A 22,777-nucleotide genomic window follows, 5' to 3' on the forward strand; every position below is an offset into this window, starting at 1 on the left:
GCCTGAAGCCTGTCCGCTACGGATTTGGTTGCACAAACGGATGTCTCGACCATAAGTCGAATTGCCAGCCGCGCGTCGAAATGAGTTCATGTGACTCTTGAGGCCAGGCCGCATGCATCCGTCGAAGTTGCGAAAAATTGCGAAGATTCGGACATGGCGATCCTGGCCATGGGTACCTGGGGCATCACTGACACGCCCCGGAACGCCTGGCAGCTATGCCGACAATTTGGTGCTGCAGATTTTGGAGACGCGTTAAATGGCGCATAACGAAGCAGTCGACGTAGTACTGGTTGGGGCCGGCATCATGAGTGCCACCCTTGCTGTACTGCTCAAAGAGCTCGACCCCGCGATCAAGCTGGAAGTCGTCGAGCTGATGGATTCCGGTGCCGCGGAGAGTTCCAATCCGTGGAACAACGCCGGTACCGGTCACGCCGGGCTGTGTGAGCTGAACTACACGCCGCAGGCCGCAGACGGCACCGTCGACATCAAGAAAGCCGTGCACATCAACACCCAGTTCGAGGTGTCTAAGCAGTTCTGGTCCTACCTGACCAAGAAAGGCACCTTCGGTTCGTGCAAATCGTTCATCAGCCCGGTGCCGCACCTGAGCTTCGTGCAGGGCGACAAAGGCGTATCCTTCCTCAAGGAACGCTTCAAGGTGCTGAGCAAGCACCACGCCTTCGCCGACATGGAATACACCGAAGACAAGGCCAAGATGGCCGAGTGGATGCCGCTGATGATGCCAGGCCGTCCGGCCGACGAAGTCCTCGCCGCCACCCGCGTGATGAACGGCACCGACGTCAACTTCGGCGCCCTGACCAACCAATTGCTCAAGCACCTGACCAGCGCGCCCGATGCCCAGGTCAAGTACTGCAAACGGGTCACCGGCCTGAAGCGTAACAACGGCGGCTGGACCGTCAGCATCAAGGACGTCAACAGCGGCAACACCCGTGAAGTCGACGCCAAATTCGTCTTCCTCGGCGCCGGCGGCGCGGCACTGCCGCTGTTGCAAGCGTCGGGCATCGAAGAAAGCAAAGGCTTCGGCGGCTTCCCGATCAGTGGCCAGTGGCTGCGTTGCGACAACCCGGAAGTGGTCAAGCACCACCAGGCCAAGGTTTACAGTCAGGCCGCGGTCGGTTCGCCACCGATGTCCGTGCCGCACCTGGACACCCGTGTGGTCGATGGCAAGAAGTCCCTGCTGTTCGGGCCTTATGCCGGTTTCACCACCAAGTTCCTCAAGCATGGTTCGTTCATGGACCTGCCGATGTCGGTTCGCGCCGGCAACATCGGCCCAATGCTGGCCGTGGCAAAAAACAACATGGACCTGACCAAGTACCTGGTCAGCGAAGTGATGCAGTCGATGGAGCAGCGTCTGGAATCCCTGCGTCGCTTCTACCCTGAAGCGAAAGCCGAAGACTGGCGCCTGGAAGTGGCCGGCCAACGGGTGCAGATCATCAAGAAAGACCCGAAGAAAGGCGGCGTTCTGCAGTTCGGTACCGAACTGGTCGCGGCCAAGGACGGTTCCCTTGCCGCCCTGCTCGGTGCCTCGCCAGGCGCTTCGGTGACGGTGTCGATCATGCTGGAACTGATCGAGAAATGCTTCCCGAACAAAGCCTCCGGCGAATGGGCTGCCAAACTGGCGGAAATCTTCCCGGCTCGGGAAAAGGTCCTGGAAACCGACGCTGCGCTGTATCGCAAGATCAATGCGCAGAACAACGTCGCGCTGGAACTGGTTGAAGCAAGCAGCGAAACCCAAAGCTACGCTTGATTCAACTCCATGAAAAACGCCCCGTCCTCATTGAGGGCGGGGCGTTTTTTTATGTGCGGTGAAACAATCTTTGTGGCGAGGGAGCTTGCTCCCGCTTGACCGGGCTGGCGCACCAGTGCGCAGCACTCACAAAATCTCCGCCATTCGCGGCATTTTGGGGCCGCTTCGCAGCCCAACGGGAGCAAGCTCCCTCGCCACAAATTCCAGTGTGCCTGACGTTAACCGCGAGCCTTGTCGATCAACTCGATGTACTCGGCCGCGTTGCGTTGATCCTTGATCAGAGCGACAAAGTCATTGCCGTGCTCATCCTTGCCGTCCAGATCGTAGCCGGCTTCGACAAAGAACGTCAGAAAACGCTCGAAGTCATCGATACGCAGGCCGCGGTACGCCTTGATCAGTTTGTGCAGCGACGGCGAAGTGGCGTCGACCGGCTCGAAATCGAGGAACAGTTTGATCTGCGCATCGCCGATCTCGTCACCAATCACTTGCTTCTTATCTTTACGCATTGCCGACTCCAGCTCGCAGACATTTCACAGGGCGGGCAGTTTACCCCCGCACGGCCATGGGGCTCAACGCGGACGAACGCTGCCGGTGTGCAGATCGGCCCAAATATGGCCATTGTCGTAACTCAGAAACTGGCAATACACCGTTTCGTTTCGCAACAAGTCGATCACCACCCGGTACTGGGCCAACGGGTAATAGAGCGTTAGCGTTTTGCTTTTGTTGTCGTAGATCGGCTTTTTCAGGCTTTTGCTTTCGCCATCGAAGTTGACCAACACCTGGCTGATGGTCGCGCCCTTGTTCAAGGGCTTGCCCTTGAGGCGGATCAGCAACGGTGACGTGACCGGGATCGGTTGTTGGTTGGACTGACGCTGGCTGCCGAGGACCACCGAATACTCGGTGACCTGCAACAGTTGTTGCTGCTCGGGTTCCGCGTCACGCAGAGTCAAGTCGTCCGGGGGCAGAAACTGCACGTGCATCGGTGCCGGGGCGGCGGCCAGGGGCAGGCTAAAGACCAACATCAGGGCGGCGCAGCTGCGGATCATAAGACTCATGACAGGCTCCAGGGACGAGGCCGAGCACTCTAACATGTGATCAATCGAGCGAATAACCGATCCAGATCAATACTCTGGAAGACAAGGCTGGGCATACTGAAAGAGCCTTCAGCCCTATTTCGACGGCGCGCCGTCTACTGTGGAGTCCCCATGTCATTCTCCATCCCTCCGTTATTCGCCGCCTGGCGTCAGACCCTGCACGCAGGTTATAGCCTCAGACGCTTGCGCGGCGACATCAGTGCCGGGGTGACGGTAGGGATCATCGCTATTCCCCTGGCCATGGCCCTGGCGATTGCGGTGGGAGTAGCGCCCCAGCAAGGTTTGTATACGGTGCTGATTGCAGCCCCCCTGATCGCGCTGACGGGAGGCTCGCGCTTCAACGTCAGCGGGCCGACAGCCGCATTCGTGGTGATACTGCTGCCGATCACCCAGCAATATGGTCTGGGTGGCCTGCTGCTTTGCACCATGCTTGCCGGGGCCATCCTGATTGCCTTGGGGCTGATTCGGGCCGGACGGCTGATTCAGTACATTCCTTATCCGGTGACCCTGGGCTTTACCGCCGGGATCGGCATTGTCATCGCCACCCTTCAATTGAAGGATTTGCTGGGCCTGAGTACCACCGGGCATGCCGAACATTACATCGAGCAATTAGGTGCGCTGCTCCAGGCATTGCCCAGCGCCCGCCTGGGGGATGGGATCATCGGTGTTATGTGCCTGGCGGTTCTGATCGTCTGGCCGCGCTTTGTGCCGCGGATTCCGGGGCATCTGGTGGCACTGGCCGTCGGCGCATTGTTGGGGCTGGCGCTGGAAGGCGGCGGATTACCGATTGCGACGCTGGGCGAACGCTTCAGCTATGTCGTCGACGGCGTCAGTCACCCCGGGATTCCGCCGTTCCTGCCGAGCTTCGACTGGCCGTGGAATCTGCCGGGGCCCAACGGCCAGCCGCTGCATTTGTCTTACGACCTGATCCGCCAATTAATGGCGCCAGCGTTCGCCATTGCCATGCTTGGCGCCATCGAATCGTTGCTGTGCGCGGTGGTGGCCGATGGCATGACGGGCAGCAAACATGACCCCAACGCAGAACTCCTGGGTCAAGGCATTGGTAACCTGGTCGCACCACTGTTCGGCGGCATTACCGCCACCGCGGCGATCGCCCGCAGCGCCACCAACGTACGCAGCGGGGCGTTTTCGCCATTGGCGGCAATTATCCACAGCGCAGTGGTACTGCTGGCGATACTCGCCCTCGCCCCGCTGTTCAGCTACTTGCCGATGGCCGCACTGGCGGCATTACTGGTGATGGTGGCGTGGAACATGAGCGAGGCCCGGCATGTCGTGCACACCTTGCGCATCGCACCACGCAGCGATGTATTGGTCTTGCTGACCTGTCTGAGCCTGACAGTGCTGTTCGACATGGTGCTGGCCGTTGCCGTTGGGCTGTTGCTGGCCGCCGGGTTGTTCATCAAGCGCATGAGCGACCTCACCGACACCGCCGAATTGCCTCGAGAGTTCCATCAAGCCTTACAGGATATGCCGGAGCATGTTCGTTGCTATGCGATACGCGGGCCGTTGTTTTTCGGTGCGGCGGAAAAAGCCCTGGGCGTGCTGCGCAAATTCAGCCCGGAGGTCAAAGTGGTGATTGTCGAGATGAGTGCCGTGTCCATGCTGGACATGACGGCGCTGGCGGCCTTCGACAATATCCTCAGGGATTACCGCACCGACGGCATCGGCCTGATTCTGGTCGGGACGGCTGCGCGCGTGCGCCTGAAACTCAGGCGCGCGGGTATCCATCGGGAACAGCGTCAGTTGGCTTACGTGAACAATCTGGAACAGGCTCGACGCAAAAGCGAACGCTGGCTCGCCGGGCAGGACTGAACGCGCAGTTCAAGCGAACTTCGCACGGCAAAAACCGCCCCCGGACAGCCACCCTGCTTACATGCCTTTTACGGCAAAAATCCCGTTCGCGTTACGCCAGTAGCCTTTGTAATCCATGCCATAACCGAAGATGTAACGGTCAACGCACGGCAAGCCGACGAAATCGGCTTTCAGGTCCGGGCGAGCCTTGCGGTCGTGGTCCTTGTCGATCAGCACGGCGGTGTGCACTTTGCGGGCGCCGGCGTGCTTGCAGAAGTCGATGATCGCACCCAGGGTGTGACCTTCGTCGAGGATGTCGTCGATGATCAGCACGTCACGGTCGATGAACGAAACTTCCGGCTTGGCCTTCCAGAACAGATCGCCGCCGCTGGTTTCGTTGCGATAGCGAGTGGCGTGCAGGTAGGACGCTTCCAGCGGGAATTGCAGATGGGTGAGCAGCTTGCCGGCGAAAATCAGGCCGCCGTTCATCACACAGAACACCACCGGATTGCTTTCAGCCAGTTGTTCGTTGATGTGTGCACCGACGCGGGCGATGGCCGCCTCGACTTCAGCTTCGGTGTACAGGCAGTCAGCCTCTCGCATGATTTGACGGATATGCTCGAGATCAGCGGACATGGCGCTCTCCAAGGGGGGGTTGTAGTCACGAAAGGCGGGCAAAGGTACGCATCAAGCGAGGCCAGATCAAGCGTTTGTGGACTAACGTACTGTATGTCTATAGGACAACAACCTCGGATAGATTAATCTAGACCGGTTTTTTTGCCCGCCGCCGGAGCCTTTCCCCATGCCCATCCGTGAGATCCGCCATCCGCTGATCCGTCATAAACTTGGCCTTATGCGTCGCGCCGACATCAGCACGAAGAACTTCCGTGAGCTCGCTCAGGAAGTCGGTGCCCTGCTGACCTACGAAGCCACCAAAGACCTGCCACTGGAAAGCTACGACATCGAAGGCTGGTGCGGCACGGTGTCGGTCGAGAAAATCGCCGGCAAGAAGATTACCGTGGTGCCGATCCTGCGTGCCGGTATCGGCATGCTCGAAGGCGTGCTGAGCCTGATTCCCGGCGCCAAGGTCAGCGCGGTGGGCGTGGCCCGTAACGAGGAAACCCTCGAAGCCCACACCTACCTGGAAAAACTGGTGCCGGAAATCGACGAGCGCCTGGCGATGATCATCGACCCGATGCTCGCCACCGGCGGCTCGATGGTCGCCACCATCGACTTGCTGAAAAAGGCCGGCTGCAAGGACATCCGCGCGATGGTCCTGGTGGCCGCTCCTGAAGGCATCGCCGCTGTGGAGAAGGCTCACCCGGACGTGACCATCTACACCGCTTCCATTGACCAGAAACTGAACGAACACGGTTACATCATCCCAGGCTTGGGTGATGCCGGTGACAAGATCTTCGGCACCAAGCAGAAGGACGCGTGACCATGCAGCAAGCGTTCAACGATCCGCTCTGGCGCACGGTACTGTCCGGTGCGCAGATGCTGTTCGTGGCCTTCGGCGCCCTGGTGTTGATGCCGCTGATTACCGGCCTCGACCCTAACGTGGCGTTGTTCACCGCAGGTTTAGGGACGATCCTGTTCCAGATCGTCACTGGGCGTCAGGTGCCGGTATTCCTGGCGTCGAGCTTCGCCTTCATCACCCCGATCATTCTCGCCAAGGGCCAATTCGGCCTGGCGGCGACCATGGGTGGTGTGATGGCGGCCGGGTTCGTCTACACCTTCCTCGGCCTTGCGGTGAAGATCAAAGGCACCGGGTTTATCGACCGTTTACTGCCTCCGGTGGTGATTGGCCCGGTGATCATCTCCATCGGCCTGGCCATGGCGCCGATTGCCGCCAACATGGCGATGGGCAAGGCCGGCGACGGTACTGAGCTGATTCATTACCAGACGGCGATGATGATTTCGATGCCAGCGCTGCTGACCACCCTGATCGTCGCGGTGTTCGGCAAAGGTATTTTCCGCCTGGTGCCGATTATCTCCGGTGTGCTGGTGGGCTTTGCCATGGCGTTCTATTTCGGTGTGGTCGACACCGCAAAGATTGCCGCGGCACCGTGGTTTGCAATTCCACACTTCACTGCACCGGAATTCAACTGGCAGGCGATTCTGTTTATCGTTCCGGTGGCTCTCGCCCCGGCTATTGAGCACATCGGCGGCGTGATCGCGGTCGGTAGCGTGACCGGTCGCGATTACCTGAAGAAGCCCGGCTTGCACCGCACCCTGCTCGGCGATGGCATTGCCACCACTGCAGCCGGCCTGTTCGGCGGCCCACCCAACACCACCTACGCCGAAGTGACCGGCGCGGTGATGCTGACCAAAAACTACAACCCGAAAATCATGACCTGGGCGGCGATCTTCGCCATCAGCCTGGCGTTCATCGGCAAGTTCGGCGCGCTGCTGCAAAGTATCCCGGTGCCGGTGATGGGCGGGATTCTCTGCCTGCTGTTCGGTTCGATTGCCGCGGTGGGGATGAACACCATGATCCGCCACAAGATCGACCTGGGCGAAGCACGCAATCTGGTGATTGTCTCGGTGACGCTGGTGTTCGGGATTGGCGGCATGCTGGTCGGCACCGGTAACGGCCCGGACGATTTCGGCCTCAAAGGCATCGCGCTGTGCGCGGTGGTGGCGATTGCGCTGAACCTGTTGCTGCCGGGCAATGACAGCTGGAAGCACAAGAAGGCGGATGAGCCGTTGTTGTAAGCGGTCGCAAGCATGCCTTCGCGGGCAAGTCGGATCGCCGCACCGCTCGCTCCTACAAGGTCAGCGCAAAACCTGTGGGAGCGAGGCTTGGTCTGGGCGGCATTCCGACGATGCTTTTAAAGCGCCAACGGCGCCCTTTCGCACAAAGCGCTCAACGCCCGCGCCCATTGCGGCTCATCATTAAGGCAAGGCACCAGCACCAACTCCTCCCCTCCCGCTTCGCGGAATTGCTCCTTCCCACGATCACCAATCTCTTCCAGTGTCTCGATGCAATCGGCAACGAACGCCGGGCACATCACCAGGACTTTCTTCACACCGCTCTTGGCCAACTCGTCGAGGCGCGCTTCGGTGTAGGGTTCGATCCACTTGGCCCGGCCCAGACGCGACTGGAACGATACCGACCACTTGCCGTCCGGTATGCCCATGCGCTTGGCAAACTCTGCGGCCGTGCGCAGGCACTGACCGCGGTAACAGGTCGCGACCACTTCCGGCGGCGCACCGGCACAGCAATCGCCGCCGCCTTCGAAACTGTGCCCCGGATTGAGCTTCTTCAGGTGACGCTCCGGCAAACCGTGGAAGCTCAGCAGCAGATGGTCGAAATCCTGTTGCAGATAAGGCCTGACACTGGCCACCAACGCATCGAGGTATTCCGGCTGATCGTAGAACGGCTGAAGAACCGAGAACTGCACGTCGAGATTTTTTTCCCGCACCACGCGCTTGGCTTCTTCGATCACCGTGGTCACGGTGCTGTCGGCGAATTGCGGATAGAGCGGCGCCAGGGTCACTCTCTTATGCCCCTGGGCAGCCAGCCGCACCAGCGCGGACTCAATGGACGGCTCGCCGTAACGCATCGCCAGCTCAACAGGCCCATGCGTCCACTGCCGGGTCATGGCCTGCTGTAAGCGACGACTGAGCACCACCAGTGGCGAGCCCTCCTCCCACCAGATCGACGCATACGCGTGGGCCGACTGCTCCGGGCGCTTGATCAGAATCAACGACACCAGCAAACGCCGCACCGGCCACGGCAGATCGATCACATACGGGTCCATCAGAAATTGATTGAGGTAGCTGCGCACATCCGCCACCGAGGTGGAAGCGGGTGAACCCAGGTTGACCAGAAGCAACGCGTGATCGGTCATGCAACGTCCTATTTCAGAGGCGGCTGGACAGATCGTCCAACGCCGCGCGCAAATCAGTGAACCGGAAAGTGAAACCCGCTTCCAGCAAGCGAGCCGGCATGGCCTTCTGACCACCCAGCAACAACAATGACAATTCGCCCAGGGCGACCTTCAAGACGAGGGTCGGCATCGGCATGAACGCCGGACGATGCAACACGTCACCCAACGTTTTAGCGAATTCGCGATTGCGCACCGGCTTCGGCGCGCAGGCATTATAGGGACCGCTGGCCTCATTGCGATGCAGAAGAAAATCAATCAGGGCGATTTGATCTTCGATATGAATCCACGGCATCCACTGCCGACCGTTGCCGATCGGCCCGCCCAGCCCCAGTTTGAATGGCAACAACAGCCGCGACAAAAAGCCGCCCTCGGCGGACAGCACCAGCCCGGTACGAATGAGGATTACGCGAACGCCCAAGGCTTCGGCGCGCTGCGCGGTTTCTTCCCAGGCAATGCACAATTGGCTGGCGAAATCATCAATGACCGGTGGCGATTTCTCGGTCAACTCCCGCTCACCGCCGTCGCCGTACCAACCGATCGCTGAACCGGAGATCAGCACCTGCGGTTTCTGCTCACGACTTTCGAGCCAGGCCAACAGGGTTTCGGTCAGGGTGATCCGGCTGCTCCACAACAGCGTTTTGCGTTTATGGGTCCAGAGCCGATCCGCGATCGGCGCACCCGCAAGGTTGATAATTGCATCCACAGGTTCTGGCCCCAGCTCCTCCAGCCGTGCGATTCCACGTACCTGAGCGCCACAGATTTTGGCGACTTTGGCAGGTGTGCGGCTCCACACTGTCAGGCGATGTCCCTGACCTGACCAGTATCGGCAGAGCTGACGTCCTATCAAACCAGTACCGCCGGTCAGCAATATGTGCATGACTTCTTCCTCGCGTGGCGTTTTACCCGGATCACTAGTCTATTTTTATAAGCAGGGATCTTTGGTATCGGGCAGGCTCTGTGTTTAACAATAGGCCAAGCTCTCAGAACGAGAACGCTAAAAGTTATACCAAAAAACAATATTGTACAGGTTTGAACCACGGCGTAGTCTGTACAGAAAGGCAAACGAGGCCCCTATGACTGTACCTATCGCAATCATCGGCACCGGCATCGCCGGACTCTCAGCCGCCCAGGCCCTCACGGAGGCCGGGCATGTCGTTCAACTTTTCGATAAAAGCCGCGGCAGCGGCGGACGCATGTCAAGCAAGCGCAGCGATGCGGGTGCCCTGGACATGGGCGCGCAATATTTCACCGCCCGCGACCGTCGCTTCGTCACCGAAGTCCAGCGCTGGCAAGCCAACGGTTGGGTCGCCGTGTGGACGCCGCAGCTCTATACCTTCCACGGCGGCCAGCTCAAACCTTCGCCGGACGAACAGACACGCTGGGTCGGTACGCCACGCATGAGCGCGATCACACGCGGCCTGCTTGGGGATCTGGAAGTGCATTTCGCCTGCCGCATCACCGAGGTCTATCGCGGTGAAGAACATTGGCATCTGCAAGACGCCGAGGGTTTCACTCACGGCCCGTTCAGTCATGTTGTCATCGCCATGCCCGCCCCTCAGGCGACCGCGCTGCTGGCTGCCGCACCGAAACTTGCCGGAGCCGCCGCCGGAGTAAAAATGGAGCCCACCTGGGCGGTCGCCCTGGCGTTCGAAACGCCACTGGAAACCCCTATTGAAGGCTGCTTCGTGCAAGACAGCCCCCTCGACTGGCTGGCGCGCAACCGTAGCAAACCGGGACGCGACACCACCCTCGACACTTGGGTGCTGCACGCCACCAGCGCTTGGAGCCGGCAGCATATCGATCTGTCCAAGGAGGCGGTGATCGAGCAATTGCATGGTGCCTTTGCCGAACTGCTGCACGACGCCATGCCTGCACCGACCTTCAGCCTCGCTCACCGCTGGCTTTACGCTCGTCCGGCCAGCAGCCATGAATGGGGAGCCCTGGCCGATGCTGATCTAGGCTTGTATGTGTGCGGCGACTGGTGCCTGTCCGGCCGTGTCGAAGGCGCCTGGCTCAGTGGCCAGGAAGCCGCCCGCCGTCTGCACGAACACCTGCAGTAAACCGCCTCGACTCGAACACATTGCTGCTGTCGACATGGACAGCAGCCCTGCAAAAAACTTATACAGAAAAATTGACTTGTACACCTTTGAATCTATGATGAACAGATGTTGTACAGGTTTAATCATCCGTACAAGTCTGGATTCGAGGTGCTCCGATGCCCGCACAATCAGCGACCCCACCCAAAATCGCCATCAGCGCCTGTCTGATGGGGGCCGAGGTGCGCTACAACGGCGGGCACAAAACGTCACAGCTGTGCAGTCGCATCCTTTCTGATTATTTCGATTTCGTCCCGGTATGCCCGGAAGTTGCCATCGGCCTGGGAATCCCTCGCGAACCGATTCGACTGGTCGGCAACCCCGAGCATCCACAGGCGGTCGGCACGATTAACCCTGAGAACAACGTCACCCGGCCGCTGGCCGAGTATGCTCAGAAAATGGCGCTGGAACTGGGCGACATCTGCGGCTATATCTTCATGCAGAAATCCCCTTCGTGCGGCCTGGAGCGGGTCAAGGTCTACCACGCCAACGGCGCGCCGGTGGACGGCGGCGGCCGTGGCATTTACGCCCGGATCTTCTGCGCACTGCACCCCGATTTGCCGGTGGAGGAAGACGGTCGGCTCAACGATCCGGTGCTGCGGGAAAACTTCCTCACCCGCGTATTTGCCTACAGCGCCTGGCAGCAGTTGCTGCAAACCGGCCTGACCCGGCGCAGCCTCACGGATTTTCACTCGCGCTACAAATACCTGTTAATGGCCCACAACCCGGTGCAATACAAAACCCTGGGCAACCTGCTCGGCAACATGGGCCGCACCGATCCCGAAGTCATCGGCCCGCGCTATTTCAGCGAGTTGATGGCCGCCTTGAAAAAATGCGCCACGCGCCGCACCCACACTAACGTCCTGCAACACCTCAGCGGCTACCTCAAACAGGCCATCAGCACTGAAGACAAACAGGAAGTGCAGCACGTCATCAGCCAGTATCGTCACGGCATCGTGCCGCTGGTGGTACCGCTGACATTGCTCAAACACTACTTTCGCCAACACCCGGATCCGTACATTGCGCAACAGGTCTACCTGCAACCGCACCCGGAAAACCTCAACCTGCGAAACGCAATCTAATGAAAACCCCACCGGACACCAGCGCCAGCGAAGACCTCGGCACCGACTTCAAAAAAGCCCTGGACGCAGGCTGGTTGCCCATTCGTGAAGTGGCTCGGCAGACCGGGGTCAACGCCGTCACCTTGCGCGCCTGGGAGCGGCGCTACGGGCTGATCGTGCCTCAGCGCACACCCAAGGGGCATCGGCTGTTCTGTGCCGAACACGTTCAACGAATCCTGACGATCCTCACCTGGCTCAATCGCGGTGTGGCGGTCGGTCAGGTCAAGCAACTGCTCGACACGCCTCAGGTACTTGCCGAGCCCGTCGGAAACGATTGGCGGGTGCTGCGCCAGACACTGCTGCATGCCGTCACCCAACTGGCCGAACGCACCCTTGATGACACCGTGAACCAGGCGATGGCGCTTTATCCGCCACGCACCTTGTGCGAACACTTGTTGATGCCGTTATTGGCGGAACTGGAACAACGCTGGCAAGGCCAGTTCGGCGCGCAGATGGAGCGGGTGTTTGTCTATTCCTGGTTGCGCAGCAAATTCGGCGCAAGGGTCTATCACAACAACCGTCAGTTGCGCACCGCGCCGCTGCTGCTGATCAATCACTCGGACCTGCCACTGGAGCCTCATCTATGGCTCACCGCCTGGCTGATCAGCAGCACCGATTGCCCGGTGGAAGTTTTCGACTGGCCACTCCCTGCCGGCGAACTGACGCTGGCGGTCGATCACCTGCAAGCCCGCGGCGTACTGCTGTATTCCAGCAAAGCCATGAACCTTGCAAAATTGTCGAAACTTTTGAATGGTGTCAGTTGCCCAAAAATGATCGCCGGACCAACGGTGTGCATCCACCACGCCGATTTGACCGCAAAAAACACCGCCATTGCTGATTTGATCCTGGCCGATAACCCGTTATCGGCCCATCTGGACTTGATTCAGCGCGGGCTCATTTGATGGCGCTTTTTTAATGAATCGTACGGATACGACCATGCAATTGATCTGGCTGCGCAGCGACTTGCGTCTACACGACAACACCGCCCTCTCGGCCGCCGCTGCCCGTGGCCCGTGTGTGGCGGTGTATTTGCTGAGCCCGCGGCAATGGCTTGCGCATGACGACGCGCCGTGCAAAGTGGATTTCTGGCTGCGCAACCTCGGCGAATTACGCCGCGCGCTGGACGCCCTGAACATCCCGCTGCTGATTCGCCAGGCGTCCCGCTGGGATGAGGCACCCAAGGTTCTGCTCGAACTGTGCCAGCAGTTGAAGATCGACGCGGTGCACGTCAACGAGGAATACGGCATTCATGAAACTCGCCGTGATGCGGCGGTGGCCCAAGCGCTGAAAGCCCGGGGCGTCGACTTTTACAGCCACCTCGATCAGTTGCTGTTCAAGCCAGGCACCGTGCTCACCAGAACCGGAACCTACTTCCAGGTCTTCAGCCAGTTCCGCAAGGTCTGCTACGAACGCCTGCACGCGTCACTGCCCGGATTGGTCGCTGCACCCGCCCTCCAGGCTCCGCTGCCTATCGGCAGCGACGAACCGCCCTCCTGCGTCGAGGGCTTCAATTCCCCCAACAACAGCTTGCGTGCCCTCTGGCCAGCCGGTGAAACCGAAGCCCGGCGCCGTCTCGACACCTTTGTCGACGCCCAGATCGACTACTACCACAGCGAACGCGACTTCCCGGCAAAACCCGGCACCAGTCAGCTCTCGGCCTATCTCGCCGCCGGGGTGATTTCCCCTCGTCAGTGCCTGCACGCCGCGTTGCGAAGTAATCAGGGTGAGTTCGAAAGCGGCAAGGTCGGCGCCGTCACCTGGATCAACGAGCTGCTGTGGCGCGAGTTCTACAAACACATCCTGGTGGGCTATCCACGTGTATCCCGGCACCGCGCCTTCCGCCCGGAAACCGAAGCCCTGGCTTGGCGTGACGCCCCGGAAGAACTCAAGGCCTGGCAGCAAGGCCGCACCGGTCTGCCAATCATCGACGCCGCCATGCGCCAGTTGCTGGAAACCGGTTGGATGCACAACCGCCTGCGCATGGTGGTAGCAATGTTCCTGACCAAGAACCTGCTGATCGACTGGCGTGAAGGTGAGCGTTTCTTCATGCGGCATCTGATTGATGGCGACCTGGCGGCGAACAATGGTGGCTGGCAATGGAGTTCGTCCACCGGCACCGACTCAGCGCCCTACTTCCGGATTTTCAACCCACTGAGCCAGTCGGAAAAATTCGATGCCGAAGGGGTGTTCATCAAGCACTGGTTGCCGGAGCTCAGCGGGCTGCACAAAAAAGACCTGCACAACCCGGCAAGTCTCGACGGCCTGTTCGGCGTGAGGGATTATCCATCCCCCATCGTCAACCTGAACGCCTCCCGCGAGCGGGCCTTGGCCGCGTTCAAGAACCTGCCATCGCAACAGGGTTTATCGCCACCGTAATTAAATTGATGCCGCGGCGTTGCATTATGAACACGCAATTGAGCCAGGAAAATATTGGGTCAAAAAGGGAATCGGGATGAGTCGTACACCTCCAAGGCGATATTGGTTGACCGGCGCGAGCAATGGTATCGGCGCTGCGCTAGCCGAAGAAATACTGAAAACCGGTGCCCATCTGGCGGTCAGCTCGCGCTCGGCGGAGTCATTGACATCCCTGTCTGAGCGCTATCCTGGTCAAGTGCTGGTAGTCGCGGGCGATTTGACCAACGGGCAAAGAGTGCGCGAAATCGGTGGGCAGATTGCGCAGCAATGGGGCTCTCTGGACACCATGATCCTTAACGCCGGCACTTGCGAATACGTCGACGCCAATCAGTTCGACTCGTCGATCATCGAGCACATCGTGCGCACCAACTTGCTTGCCAGCAGCTTTTGCATCGCAGCAGCCCGGCCCCTGCTACAGGCCGGCACGGCACCGCATCTGGTGGGCATGGCCAGTTCGGTGACCTGGCTCCCCCTGCCATGGGCCGAATCCTATAGCGATTCAAAGGCCGGGTTGCGTCATCTATTCGAGTCCTTACGCATCGACATGACACCGGAAAACATCGAAATGACCGTGGTCAGCCCAGGACTTATCGATACGCCTCTGAACGACGGCGTCCCGATACATCTCAACTGGTCGGCAGGCCAAGCCGCGCGATACCTCCTCGACATGATCAAGCATCGGCCACTGGAATTCTCCTTGCCGGAGCTGCTCATGCCTGTTCTTTGGCCCCTGCCGCAACAACCCGACCGGACGGGACTGGCAATCGACGAACAAGCGCGAAACAAGCCACCGATCGAGGATTTGCCGTGAAGCCTGAGCGTCTGTCAGGCCTTTTACACAGCGTGGGCCCACTGCCTTACACTGCGCGCCATGAAAATCATTCCCCACACGCAAGTCGCCGAGCCTGCGGTCACCTGCTCGACCTGCGCAGCCTGCTGCTGCCAGCTTGAAGTGATGCTGATCACTGACACCGGCGTGCCCGAACGTTTTATCGATACCGATGATTGGGGTGGCGAAGTCATGCTGCGACTGGATGACGGCTGGTGCGCCGCGCTGGATCGCAACAGCATGATGTGCACCATCTATGAAAAGCGTCCGCTGATCTGCCGGGAGTTCGAAATGGGCGCACCGGAATGCATCACCGAACGCCAGGGGATTGCGACGGCGTATCGGTGAGATCGAAGTCACCCGATGCCATGTGAGAGCCCCCGCCACAGGTAGCTCCCACATCCAAACATTGCAGGCTTACAACGGCATTGTGTAATGCAATGCGTAACTTTCTACACCGTCATTCGGGTTGCTGAGCCCGGCATTGGAGTAGTGGGTGGCGCGAATCCCGACTTCATGTCCACCGGCAAAACGCAGACCAAAGCCGAAACGGTCTTCGAACTGAAAGGCACTGCCGAGCTTGTTATCTTCGTATTCGGTGTTGGCAAACACCGCGATACCGATGCCCGCTTCGACGTAGGGTTTGATGGTCTGACCGGCAAACTCGTACACCAGTACCGGCGAGAACGACAAACTTTGATTGCTGGCTGTTTTGTCGCCCTCCCAGTAGGTGTAAGCGCCGCTCCAGTAGCCGGTCAAGCGACCAATATCACTCTGCAACCAGCTCTTGTCCCAATCGAACTGCATACCCAGTCGGTAGGTCATGGTCGAATCGCTGGTCTGGCCGACCCCGAACTCCACCCCTGCCGCCTGCGCGGTAAAACTGTGCCCCATCAATGCGGTCGCAATCGCGGCCAAACAGAATAGTCGCTTCATTAGAAACATCCTTTTCCGAACAATTTGGTTTGGTTTTTATACTGCTCAACAAACAAAGCTATAAAGGTCCCCGTTTAATCAGAAGCTCACCCCAATTATTCGTTTGCTACGCATCTCTACCCTTCGAAGCTTCGCACAACCCCAGACATATTCCACAGTATCGGCAAGATATTTCTGAAGTGCACAGGATCGGCGCTTGACCAGAACTGTGCAGCACGAGGAGGCCCCTCAGCCAGTAAATCACGCTCGGCCAACAGACGCTGAAGTTGCCGCGCCACGGCAGCACCGGTATCGATCAGAGTGATGCTCCGCGGGAGCATCTGCTTAAGCAGTGGCTTTAAAAAGGGATAATGCGTGCAGCCCAGAATGATTGTATCTGCACCTGCTGCCAGCAGCGGCTCGACATAACCTTGCAGCAACTGACGCAATGTCTCGCTGTGCAGATCGCCATTTTCAATCAGCTCCACCAGCCCGGGGCACGGCTGTGTAATCACCCGTACATCGGTGGCGAAACGATCGAGCAAGGCAGCAAACTTGGCACTCTGCAAAGTACCCGTGGTGGCGAGCACACCGACCACACCGCTGCGCGTCGCCGCAGCGGCTGGTTTGACCGCGGGCTCCATGCCGACGATGGGCCACTCGGGGAAATCGCGCCGCAAGTCCGCAACACCAGCCACCGTCGCGGTGTTGCAAGCCAGCACCAGAGCCTTGGCGCCCTGCTGCTGAAAGAATTGCGCCATGACACTGCAGCGCTGGCGGATGAATGCCGGGGTTTTCTCGCCGTAGGGAATATTCCCGCAATCGCCGAAGTACAACAGAGACTCGTTGGGCAGCAGGCGCTGGATCTCGGCCAGCACCGACAGCCCGCCGACACCGGAGTCGAATACGCCAATCGGCGCTTCACGCATGGCGCGCCCCGCAGACACTGCAGCCCGGATCACGCTTGACCCGCAATTCACGGAAGCGTGAGCCCAAGGCATCGATCAATAACAGGCGTCCCACCAGCGGCTCGCCGAACCCCACCAGCAGTTTCAGCGCTTCCAGTGCCTGGAGGCTGCCGACCAACCCGACCAAAGGACCGACGACGCCTGCTTCGCTGCAGGTCAACTCGGCTTCGCTGCCGTGCCCGTATAAACAGCGGTAGCACGGGCTCTCTGGACGACGCGGGTCGAATACCGACAATTGCCCTTCCAGCCGAATTGCCGCACCGCTGACCAGCGGCTTGCGCGCGGCCACACACGCGACATTGACCGCCTCGCGGGTGGAAAAATTGTCGGAACAGTCCAGCACCAGATCCACCGCAGCAACGGCGGCGGCCAGTGAATCCTCATCCAACGCGGTGCGATGGGCGATCAGTTGAATCTCTGGATTGATCGCGGTCAGGCGACGGATCGCCGAATCGACCTTGCTCAGGCCGACGCTGTCGGTGTCGTGAACGATCTGGCGTTGCAGATTGGTCAGGTCGACCGTGTCGAAGTCCGCCAGATGCAACTCACCGACCCCGGCCGCGGCCAGATACAGCGCAACCGGTGAGCCAAGGCCGCCGAGGCCGACAATCAATACCCGGCTTTCCTTGAGTCGCAACTGGCCGTCAATGTCGACGTGTTGCAGCAGAATCTGCCGGCTGTAACGCAGCAACTCCTGATCATTCAGCACGGCAAGCGCCCCAGACTGATGCGTTGGTGACCGCCCAGATCGGTGCGGCTGTGGACTTCTTCAAAGCCGCGGCTCAGCAGCAAATCGCGCACCGCACAGGCTTGATCGTAACCGTGTTCGAGCATCAACCAACCACCCGCTTCAAGATAATCCGGTGCCTGGGCGACGATCAGACGCAGATCGTCGAGCCCATCGACACCCGCCACCAGGGCACTGGCCGGCTCAAAGCGCACATCGCCCTCCACCAGATGCGGATCGGTCGAAGCGATGTAAGGCGGATTGCTGATGATCAGTTGAAAACGCTGGCCTTCCAGGGCGCTGAACCAATGGCTGCTCAACACCGTGGCATTGTCCAGGTTCAAGCGCTGACGATTGCGCTCGGCCAGGGCCACGGCTTCCAGCACGCGATCCACGGCGGTGACCTTCCAGGCCGGACGCTCGCTGGCCAGCGCCAGGGCGATGGCACCACTGCCGGTGCCCAGATCGAGCACCTTGGCCGGGGTGGCCGGCAACAGCTCCAACGCAGCTTCCACCAGCAATTCAGTGTCGGGACGTGGAATCAGCGTGTGGGGCGCGACTTCCAGGTCAAGCTTCCAGAAGCCTTGCTGCCCCAGAATATAGGCCACTGGCTCACCGCTGCGGCGGCGCTGCAAATACTCGGCAAATTTCAGTGCTGCTTCGCTCGGGACGATACGCTCAGGCCAGGTGTGCAGAAAGCTGCGGGACTTGCCCAAGGCCGCCGCCAGCAGCAATTCGGCATCCAGACGCGCAGTGGGCGAATCCGGCAAATCGGCGGCGCGCAGCAAACTGGCAATGATCGTCATTTACTCACCTATCGCTGCCAATTGATCGGCCTGGTACTCGGCCAGCAGCGGTTCGATCACCGCATCCACGCCGCCCGCGAGAATTTCGTCGAGCGAATACAGCGTCAGGTTGACCCGATGGTCGGTGACCCGGCCTTGGGCGAAGTTGTAGGTACGGATCCGCTCGGAGCGGTCACCGGAACCGACCAGCAATTTACGCTCGCTGGCGATGGCATTGGCCGCGGCGCTGGTCTGCTGGTCGTTGAGCTTGGCTGACAGCCAGGACATCGCCCGGGCGCGGTTCTTGTGTTGAGAACGTTCTTCCTGGCACTCGACGACAATACCGGACGGCAAGTGCGTGATACGGATCGCCGAATCGGTCTTGTTGACGTGTTGACCACCGGCACCGGAGGAGCGATAGGTGTCGACCCGCAGATCCGCCGGGTTGATCTCGATGGCTTCCTGTTCGTCCGGCTCGGGCAACACCGCCACGGTGCAGGCCGAAGTATGGATACGGCCTTGAGATTCAGTGGCCGGAACCCGCTGCACACGGTGCGCGCCGGATTCGAACTTCAGTTTGCCGTAGACGTTCTCGCCTTCGACACGGGCGATAACTTCTTTATAGCCACCATGTTCGCCTTCGTTCTCCGAGAGAATCTCTACCCGCCAGCCACGCCGCTCGGCGTAACGCGAATACATGCGGAACAGGTCGCCGGAGAAAATCGCCGCTTCGTCACCGCCGGTGCCCGCGCGGATTTCCAGGAACACGTTGCGACCGTCGTTCGGATCCTTGGGCAGCAGCATGCGCTGCAGGCTGGCTTCGAGCTCGATCAATCGCTCCTTGGCTTCGCGGACTTCTTCCACGGCCATTTCACGCATGTCCGGATCGCTGTCCTTGAGCAGTGCCTGCGCGCCCTCGAGGTCGCCCTGCACTTTGAGCAACTGTTTATAGGTGTCGACGATCGGCTCGACTTCCGCGTATTCCTTGGAATAGGTGCGAAATTTGTTCTGATCGGAAATGACTTCGCCATCGCCAAGCAGGGCGGTCAATTCCTCGAAACGGTCCTGGAGGATGTCCAGCTTATTGAGCAGTGACGCTTTCATTGCGGTTTCTTATCCGAAAAGCTATCCGATGAGCCCTCACCGAGGGCAAAGAGTTCCTGGGCCATGGCCAGCGCATCGAGGCGGCCTTCGGCAGAGAGCTTTTTCAATTGCACGCTTGGAGCATGCAAGAGTTTGTTGGTCAGGCCACGGGCCAGTTGCACCAGCACGTCCTCGGCACTGCTGCCGTTGGCGAGCATACGCTGGGCCTTCTGCAATTCTTCGTCGCGCAAGCGCTCGCTTTGTTGACGATAAGCCTTGAGCACATCCACCGCCGCCAGTTCGCGCAGGCGAACCATGAAATCTTCGGCACCGACCGATACCATCTCTTCGGCCGCCTGGGCGGCGCCCTGACGGCTTTTGAGGTTTTCGGCGACCACTTCGTGGAGATCGTCGACGCTATACAGGTAAACGTCATCCAACTCGCCGACTTCCGGCTCGATATCCCGAGGGACTGCGATATCCACCATGAAAATCGGCTTGTGCTTACGCAATTTCAAGGCGCTTTCCACCGCGCCTTTACCGAGAATAGGCAACTGGCTGGCGGTGGAACTGATGACGATGTCGCTGCGCACCAGTTCTGTCGGGATGTCCGAGAGCAACACCGCGTGGGCGCCAAACTGCTCGGCCAGGGTGCTTGCGCGCTCCAGGGTGCGGTTGGCGACCACGATTCGCTTCACGCCCAGCTCATGCAGATGGCGGGCGACCAGGGTGATGGTCTCGCCGGCGCCGATCAACAAGGCCTGGCTGCGTTGCAAATCACTGAAAATCTGTTTCGCCAGGCTGACCGCGGCAAACGCCACCGACACCGGGTTTTCACCGATAGCGGTGTCGGTTCGCACCTGTTTGGCCGCATTGAACGTAGCCTGGAACAAACGCCCGAGCAGCGGACCGATGGTGCCCGCCTCGCGAGCCACGGCGTAGGCCGATTTCATCTGGCCGAGAATCTGTGGTTCACCCAACACCAGCGAATCGAGCCCGGAGGCGACCCGCATCATGTGACGAACTGCCGCATCATCTTCGTGCACATAAGCGCTTGCGCGCAGCTCATCGAGACTCAAATGATGATAATCGGCCAGCCAGCGCAGCACGATGTCAGCCGAAAGGTGATCCTGTTCTATATACAGTTCACTGCGATTGCAGGTGGAGAGGATCGCAGCTTCGCGGCTGTCGGTGAGTCGGCAGAGCTGCTGCAAGGCCTCAACCAGCTGCTCAGGGGTAAAGGCCACGCGCTCGCGGACGTCTACTGAAGCAGTCTTGTGGTTAATACCGAGTGCAAGGAAGGCCATTCAAGGTCGCTGATGGTGACGTGAAGCCGACAATTGTCCTACTTCGACAGAGCCAGAACAACCACTCGATATCTATCGTCCCGGTTAACGCTGACGAAGATGCGATACGTTCTCGCTTACCTCGGCGCCGGGCTTGCCGGGATTGCGTGCGCGGGTAAATTGGCCGGGCGGTTATGTTTGGCCGAAGGCTTGTGTCATGATGATCCGACCGCAGGTTAGTCGTCCTCTTCCCTATATGAATAGATCTTCCGCGTTGCTCCTTGCTTTTGTCTTCCTCAGCGGCTGCCAGGCCTTGGCACCCGTTTCGTCGGACGGTACGCCGCCGGTCGAAGACAGCACTCCGGCGCCTGAAAAGCCCAAGGTTTACAGCTCGTTCAGTGAAGGAACCATCTTCAGCCTGTTGAGCGCAGAACTGGCTGGCCAGCGCAATCGTTACGACATTGCCCTGGACAACTACGTGACCCAGGCCATCAATACCCAGGATCCGGGCATCTCCGAGCGGGCATTTCGCATTGCCGAATACCTGGGCGCCGATCAAGCGGCCCTCGACACCTCGCTGATCTGGGCAAAAAACGCCCCGAACGATCTCGAGGCACAACGGGCGGCAGCCGTGCAACTCGCCCGCGCCGGGCGTTACGACGACTCCATGGTCTATATGGAGAAAGTCCTGCAAGGCAAAGGCGACACGCATTTTGACTTCCTCGCCCTGTCCGCGGCCGATACCGACCAGGAAACCCGCAACGGCCTGATGAAAGGTTTTGACCGTTTGTTGCAGCGCCACCCGCACAACAACCAGCTGATTTTCGGCAAGGCCTTGCTGTTGCAGCAGGATGGCGACGCCAAAGGTGCGCTGACCCTGCTCGAAGACAACCCGCCGGACGAAGGTGAAATAGCGCCGATTCTGCTGCGCGCGCGCCTGCTGCAAGGGCTCAGCCGTGGCGATGAAGCCTTGCCGTTGCTGCAAAAAAACATCAAGAAATACCCGGACGACAAACGCCTGCGCCTGACCTACGCGCGCATGCTGGTCGAACAGAACCGCATGGACGACGCCAAGGTCGAGTTCTCGAGCCTGGTGCAGCAATACCCGGAAGACGACGAACTGCGCTATTCGTTGGCCCTGGTCTGCCTGGAAGCCAAGGCCTGGAACGAGGCCAAGGGTTATCTGGAAGACTTGATCGCCCGGGAAAGCCATGTCGACTCGGCACACCTGAACCTTGGGCGTATCGCTGAAGAGCGCAACGATCCCCAGGGCGCGCTGATCGAGTACGCCCAGGTCGGGCCGGGCAACGATTACCTGCCAGCGCAATTGCGTCAGGCCGATATTCTGATGAACAACGGCAGGACCGCCGAAGCCCAAAACCGTCTGGCGGCCCAGCGCGACGAGCAACCCGATTACGCGATCCAGTTGTACCTGATCGAAGTCGAAACCTTGTCGGCCAACAAACAGGGCGACAAGGCCTGGAACGTCTTGCAGCAAGCCCTGCAGAAATCCCCGGATGATTTGAATCTGCTGTATACCCGAGCCATGCAGGCGGAAAAACGCAATGATCTGGCGCAGATGGAAAAAGACCTGCGACTGATCATCAAGCGCGACCCGGACAATGCGATGGCGTTGAACGCCCTCGGCTACACCCTGTCCGACCGCACCACGCGTTACGCCGAAGCCAAGGCCCTGATCGAACAGGCGCACCAACTGAACCCGGAAGACCCGGCCGTTCTCGACAGCCTCGGCTGGGTGAATTTCCGCCTGGGCAACCTCGACGAAGCCGAGCGTTATTTGCGCCAGGCGCTGGAACGCTTCCCCGATCAGGAAGTCGCCGCTCACCTGGGCGAAGTCCTGTGGGCCAATGGCAAACAACGCGAAGCCAAACAAGTCTGGAGCAAGTTCCTCAAGGAACAGCCCGACAGCCCTACCCTGCGCGGCACCATCAAGCGCCTGACCGGATCAGAGACTCTTTAAGATT

22 protein-coding genes are annotated in these 22,777 nt (G+C 59.8%); 11 read left to right on the plus strand and 11 right to left on the minus strand.

Annotated features, from left to right (window positions below):
- Window positions 1–256 precede the first annotated feature (256 nt).
- Complete coding sequence (mqo, locus tag J3D54_RS03700; RefSeq protein ID WP_253416738.1) at window positions 257–1,765, plus strand: malate dehydrogenase (quinone); 1,509 nt, start codon at window positions 257–259, stop codon at window positions 1,763–1,765.
- Between the two features lie 218 nt (window positions 1,766–1,983).
- Here mqo and J3D54_RS03705 read toward each other — a convergent pair whose 3' ends face one another.
- Both J3D54_RS03705 and J3D54_RS03710 read right to left on the minus strand, forming a co-directional pair.
- On the minus strand, window positions 1,984–2,271 hold the full coding sequence (locus J3D54_RS03705) for a PA4642 family protein (RefSeq protein WP_253416739.1): 288 nt from the start codon (window positions 2,269–2,271) through the stop codon (window positions 1,984–1,986).
- A gap of 63 nt (window positions 2,272–2,334) precedes the next feature.
- A complete protein-coding gene (locus J3D54_RS03710; RefSeq protein ID WP_253416740.1) occupies window positions 2,335–2,820 on the minus strand; it encodes a hypothetical protein in 486 nt (161 codons plus the stop codon).
- A gap of 150 nt (window positions 2,821–2,970) precedes the next feature.
- Here J3D54_RS03710 and dauA point away from each other — a divergent pair, with 150 nt between their 5' ends.
- Window positions 2,971–4,692 carry a C4-dicarboxylic acid transporter DauA gene (gene dauA, locus J3D54_RS03715; protein ID WP_253416741.1) on the plus strand — a complete coding sequence of 574 codons (1,722 nt, stop codon included), beginning with the start codon at window positions 2,971–2,973 and terminating at the stop codon, window positions 4,690–4,692.
- A gap of 57 nt (window positions 4,693–4,749) precedes the next feature.
- Here the strand turns inward: dauA and J3D54_RS03720 are convergent, their stop codons facing one another.
- Window positions 4,750–5,307 (minus strand): hypoxanthine-guanine phosphoribosyltransferase, encoded by a 558-nt coding sequence (locus J3D54_RS03720; RefSeq protein WP_253416742.1) that lies wholly within the window; start codon window positions 5,305–5,307, stop codon window positions 4,750–4,752.
- Window positions 5,308–5,473: 166 nt separating this feature from the next.
- On the opposite strand from J3D54_RS03720, the gene upp reads away from it, so the two are divergent.
- Entirely contained in the window at window positions 5,474–6,112 is a 639-nt protein-coding gene (gene upp, locus J3D54_RS03725) for a uracil phosphoribosyltransferase (protein ID WP_007939777.1), read from the plus strand.
- A gap of 2 nt (window positions 6,113–6,114) precedes the next feature.
- Window positions 6,115–7,389: a uracil-xanthine permease family protein gene (locus J3D54_RS03730; RefSeq protein WP_253416743.1), complete on the plus strand. Its 1,275-nt coding sequence runs from the start codon at window positions 6,115–6,117 to the stop codon at window positions 7,387–7,389.
- Window positions 7,390–7,505: 116 nt separating this feature from the next.
- On the opposite strand, the gene hemH is transcribed toward J3D54_RS03730, so the two are convergent.
- Both hemH and J3D54_RS03740 read right to left on the minus strand, forming a co-directional pair.
- Window positions 7,506–8,528, minus strand: coding sequence for a ferrochelatase (gene hemH / locus J3D54_RS03735; RefSeq protein WP_253416744.1), 1,023 nt, complete (start codon window positions 8,526–8,528; stop codon window positions 7,506–7,508).
- 13 nt (window positions 8,529–8,541) lie between these two features.
- Entirely contained in the window at window positions 8,542–9,444 is a 903-nt protein-coding gene (locus J3D54_RS03740) for a TIGR01777 family oxidoreductase (protein WP_253416745.1), read from the minus strand.
- 196 nt (window positions 9,445–9,640) lie between these two features.
- On the opposite strand from J3D54_RS03740, the gene J3D54_RS03745 reads away from it, so the two are divergent.
- From J3D54_RS03745 to J3D54_RS03770, 6 genes are all read left to right on the plus strand, one after another.
- A complete protein-coding gene (locus J3D54_RS03745; RefSeq protein WP_253416746.1) occupies window positions 9,641–10,627 on the plus strand; it encodes an NAD(P)/FAD-dependent oxidoreductase in 987 nt (328 codons plus the stop codon).
- A 155-nt stretch (window positions 10,628–10,782) separates the two neighbouring features.
- Window positions 10,783–11,745, plus strand: a complete 963-nt coding sequence (locus tag J3D54_RS03750; protein WP_253416747.1) for a DUF523 and DUF1722 domain-containing protein — start codon at window positions 10,783–10,785, stop codon at window positions 11,743–11,745.
- Entirely contained in the window at window positions 11,745–12,686 is a 942-nt protein-coding gene (locus J3D54_RS03755; protein WP_253416748.1) for a MerR family transcriptional regulator, read from the plus strand. The genes J3D54_RS03750 and J3D54_RS03755 overlap by 1 nt, the downstream gene beginning before the upstream one ends.
- Window positions 12,687–12,720: 34 nt before the next feature.
- Window positions 12,721–14,160, plus strand: a complete 1,440-nt coding sequence (phrB, locus tag J3D54_RS03760; protein ID WP_253416749.1) for a deoxyribodipyrimidine photo-lyase — start codon at window positions 12,721–12,723, stop codon at window positions 14,158–14,160.
- Window positions 14,161–14,236: 76 nt separating this feature from the next.
- A complete protein-coding gene (locus tag J3D54_RS03765; RefSeq protein WP_253416750.1) occupies window positions 14,237–15,010 on the plus strand; it encodes an SDR family oxidoreductase in 774 nt (257 codons plus the stop codon).
- A 60-nt stretch (window positions 15,011–15,070) separates the two neighbouring features.
- Entirely contained in the window at window positions 15,071–15,376 is a 306-nt protein-coding gene (locus J3D54_RS03770; RefSeq protein ID WP_253416751.1) for a YkgJ family cysteine cluster protein, read from the plus strand.
- A gap of 69 nt (window positions 15,377–15,445) precedes the next feature.
- On the opposite strand, the gene J3D54_RS03775 is transcribed toward J3D54_RS03770, so the two are convergent.
- From J3D54_RS03775 to hemA, 6 genes are all read right to left on the minus strand, one after another.
- Window positions 15,446–15,964 (minus strand): acyloxyacyl hydrolase, encoded by a 519-nt coding sequence (locus J3D54_RS03775; RefSeq protein WP_253416752.1) that lies wholly within the window; start codon window positions 15,962–15,964, stop codon window positions 15,446–15,448.
- 116 nt (window positions 15,965–16,080) lie between these two features.
- Window positions 16,081–16,872: a glutamate racemase gene (gene murI / locus J3D54_RS03780; RefSeq protein WP_253416753.1), complete on the minus strand. Its 792-nt coding sequence runs from the start codon at window positions 16,870–16,872 to the stop codon at window positions 16,081–16,083.
- Window positions 16,865–17,620, minus strand: coding sequence for a molybdopterin-synthase adenylyltransferase MoeB (locus J3D54_RS03785; RefSeq protein WP_253416754.1), 756 nt, complete (start codon window positions 17,618–17,620; stop codon window positions 16,865–16,867). Before J3D54_RS03785 ends, murI begins: the two co-directional genes overlap by 8 nt.
- Window positions 17,614–18,444, minus strand: a complete 831-nt coding sequence (gene prmC, locus J3D54_RS03790) for a peptide chain release factor N(5)-glutamine methyltransferase (RefSeq protein ID WP_253416755.1) — start codon at window positions 18,442–18,444, stop codon at window positions 17,614–17,616. Before prmC ends, J3D54_RS03785 begins: the two co-directional genes overlap by 7 nt.
- The gene (prfA, locus tag J3D54_RS03795) at window positions 18,445–19,527 is read right to left on the minus strand and encodes a peptide chain release factor 1 (RefSeq protein WP_007939759.1); all 1,083 of its coding nucleotides are present in this window, start codon (window positions 19,525–19,527) and stop codon (window positions 18,445–18,447) included. It lies immediately after the preceding gene.
- Complete coding sequence (hemA, locus tag J3D54_RS03800; RefSeq protein WP_007939757.1) at window positions 19,524–20,813, minus strand: glutamyl-tRNA reductase; 1,290 nt, start codon at window positions 20,811–20,813, stop codon at window positions 19,524–19,526. Before hemA ends, prfA begins: the two co-directional genes overlap by 4 nt.
- A 235-nt stretch (window positions 20,814–21,048) precedes the next feature.
- On the opposite strand from hemA, the gene J3D54_RS03805 reads away from it, so the two are divergent.
- Window positions 21,049–22,773, plus strand: a complete 1,725-nt coding sequence (locus J3D54_RS03805; RefSeq protein ID WP_253416756.1) for a tetratricopeptide repeat protein — start codon at window positions 21,049–21,051, stop codon at window positions 22,771–22,773.
- Window positions 22,774–22,777 lie beyond the last annotated feature (4 nt).

It is taken from the genome of Pseudomonas sp. GGS8 (assembly GCF_024168645.1).
GTDB lineage: Bacteria > Pseudomonadota > Gammaproteobacteria > Pseudomonadales > Pseudomonadaceae > Aquipseudomonas.

What these genes read in the sequence shown, in the direction of transcription:
- J3D54_RS03720 (WP_253416742.1), bottom strand. Translation starts at nt 5,307, where the DNA reads ATGTCCGCTGATCTCGAGCATATCCGTCAAATCATGCGAGAGGCTGAC.
- J3D54_RS03750 (WP_253416747.1), top strand. Translation starts at nt 10,783, where the DNA reads ATGCCCGCACAATCAGCGACCCCACCCAAAATCGCCATCAGCGCCTGT.
- mqo (WP_253416738.1), top strand. Translation starts at nt 257, where the DNA reads ATGGCGCATAACGAAGCAGTCGACGTAGTACTGGTTGGGGCCGGCATC.
- hemH (WP_253416744.1), bottom strand. Translation starts at nt 8,528, where the DNA reads ATGACCGATCACGCGTTGCTTCTGGTCAACCTGGGTTCACCCGCTTCC.
- J3D54_RS03770 (WP_253416751.1), top strand. Translation starts at nt 15,071, where the DNA reads ATGAAAATCATTCCCCACACGCAAGTCGCCGAGCCTGCGGTCACCTGC.
- murI (WP_253416753.1), bottom strand. Translation starts at nt 16,872, where the DNA reads ATGCGTGAAGCGCCGATTGGCGTATTCGACTCCGGTGTCGGCGGGCTG.
- J3D54_RS03710 (WP_253416740.1), bottom strand. Translation starts at nt 2,820, where the DNA reads ATGAGTCTTATGATCCGCAGCTGCGCCGCCCTGATGTTGGTCTTTAGC.
- dauA (WP_253416741.1), top strand. Translation starts at nt 2,971, where the DNA reads ATGTCATTCTCCATCCCTCCGTTATTCGCCGCCTGGCGTCAGACCCTG.
- J3D54_RS03805 (WP_253416756.1), top strand. Translation starts at nt 21,049, where the DNA reads ATGAATAGATCTTCCGCGTTGCTCCTTGCTTTTGTCTTCCTCAGCGGC.
- hemA (WP_007939757.1), bottom strand. Translation starts at nt 20,813, where the DNA reads ATGGCCTTCCTTGCACTCGGTATTAACCACAAGACTGCTTCAGTAGAC.
- prfA (WP_007939759.1), bottom strand. Translation starts at nt 19,527, where the DNA reads ATGAAAGCGTCACTGCTCAATAAGCTGGACATCCTCCAGGACCGTTTC.
- J3D54_RS03745 (WP_253416746.1), top strand. Translation starts at nt 9,641, where the DNA reads ATGACTGTACCTATCGCAATCATCGGCACCGGCATCGCCGGACTCTCA.
- J3D54_RS03755 (WP_253416748.1), top strand. Translation starts at nt 11,745, where the DNA reads ATGAAAACCCCACCGGACACCAGCGCCAGCGAAGACCTCGGCACCGAC.
- phrB (WP_253416749.1), top strand. Translation starts at nt 12,721, where the DNA reads ATGCAATTGATCTGGCTGCGCAGCGACTTGCGTCTACACGACAACACC.
- J3D54_RS03765 (WP_253416750.1), top strand. Translation starts at nt 14,237, where the DNA reads ATGAGTCGTACACCTCCAAGGCGATATTGGTTGACCGGCGCGAGCAAT.
- J3D54_RS03775 (WP_253416752.1), bottom strand. Translation starts at nt 15,964, where the DNA reads ATGAAGCGACTATTCTGTTTGGCCGCGATTGCGACCGCATTGATGGGG.
- J3D54_RS03705 (WP_253416739.1), bottom strand. Translation starts at nt 2,271, where the DNA reads ATGCGTAAAGATAAGAAGCAAGTGATTGGTGACGAGATCGGCGATGCG.
- upp (WP_007939777.1), top strand. Translation starts at nt 5,474, where the DNA reads ATGCCCATCCGTGAGATCCGCCATCCGCTGATCCGTCATAAACTTGGC.
- J3D54_RS03730 (WP_253416743.1), top strand. Translation starts at nt 6,115, where the DNA reads ATGCAGCAAGCGTTCAACGATCCGCTCTGGCGCACGGTACTGTCCGGT.
- J3D54_RS03740 (WP_253416745.1), bottom strand. Translation starts at nt 9,444, where the DNA reads ATGCACATATTGCTGACCGGCGGTACTGGTTTGATAGGACGTCAGCTC.
- prmC (WP_253416755.1), bottom strand. Translation starts at nt 18,444, where the DNA reads ATGACGATCATTGCCAGTTTGCTGCGCGCCGCCGATTTGCCGGATTCG.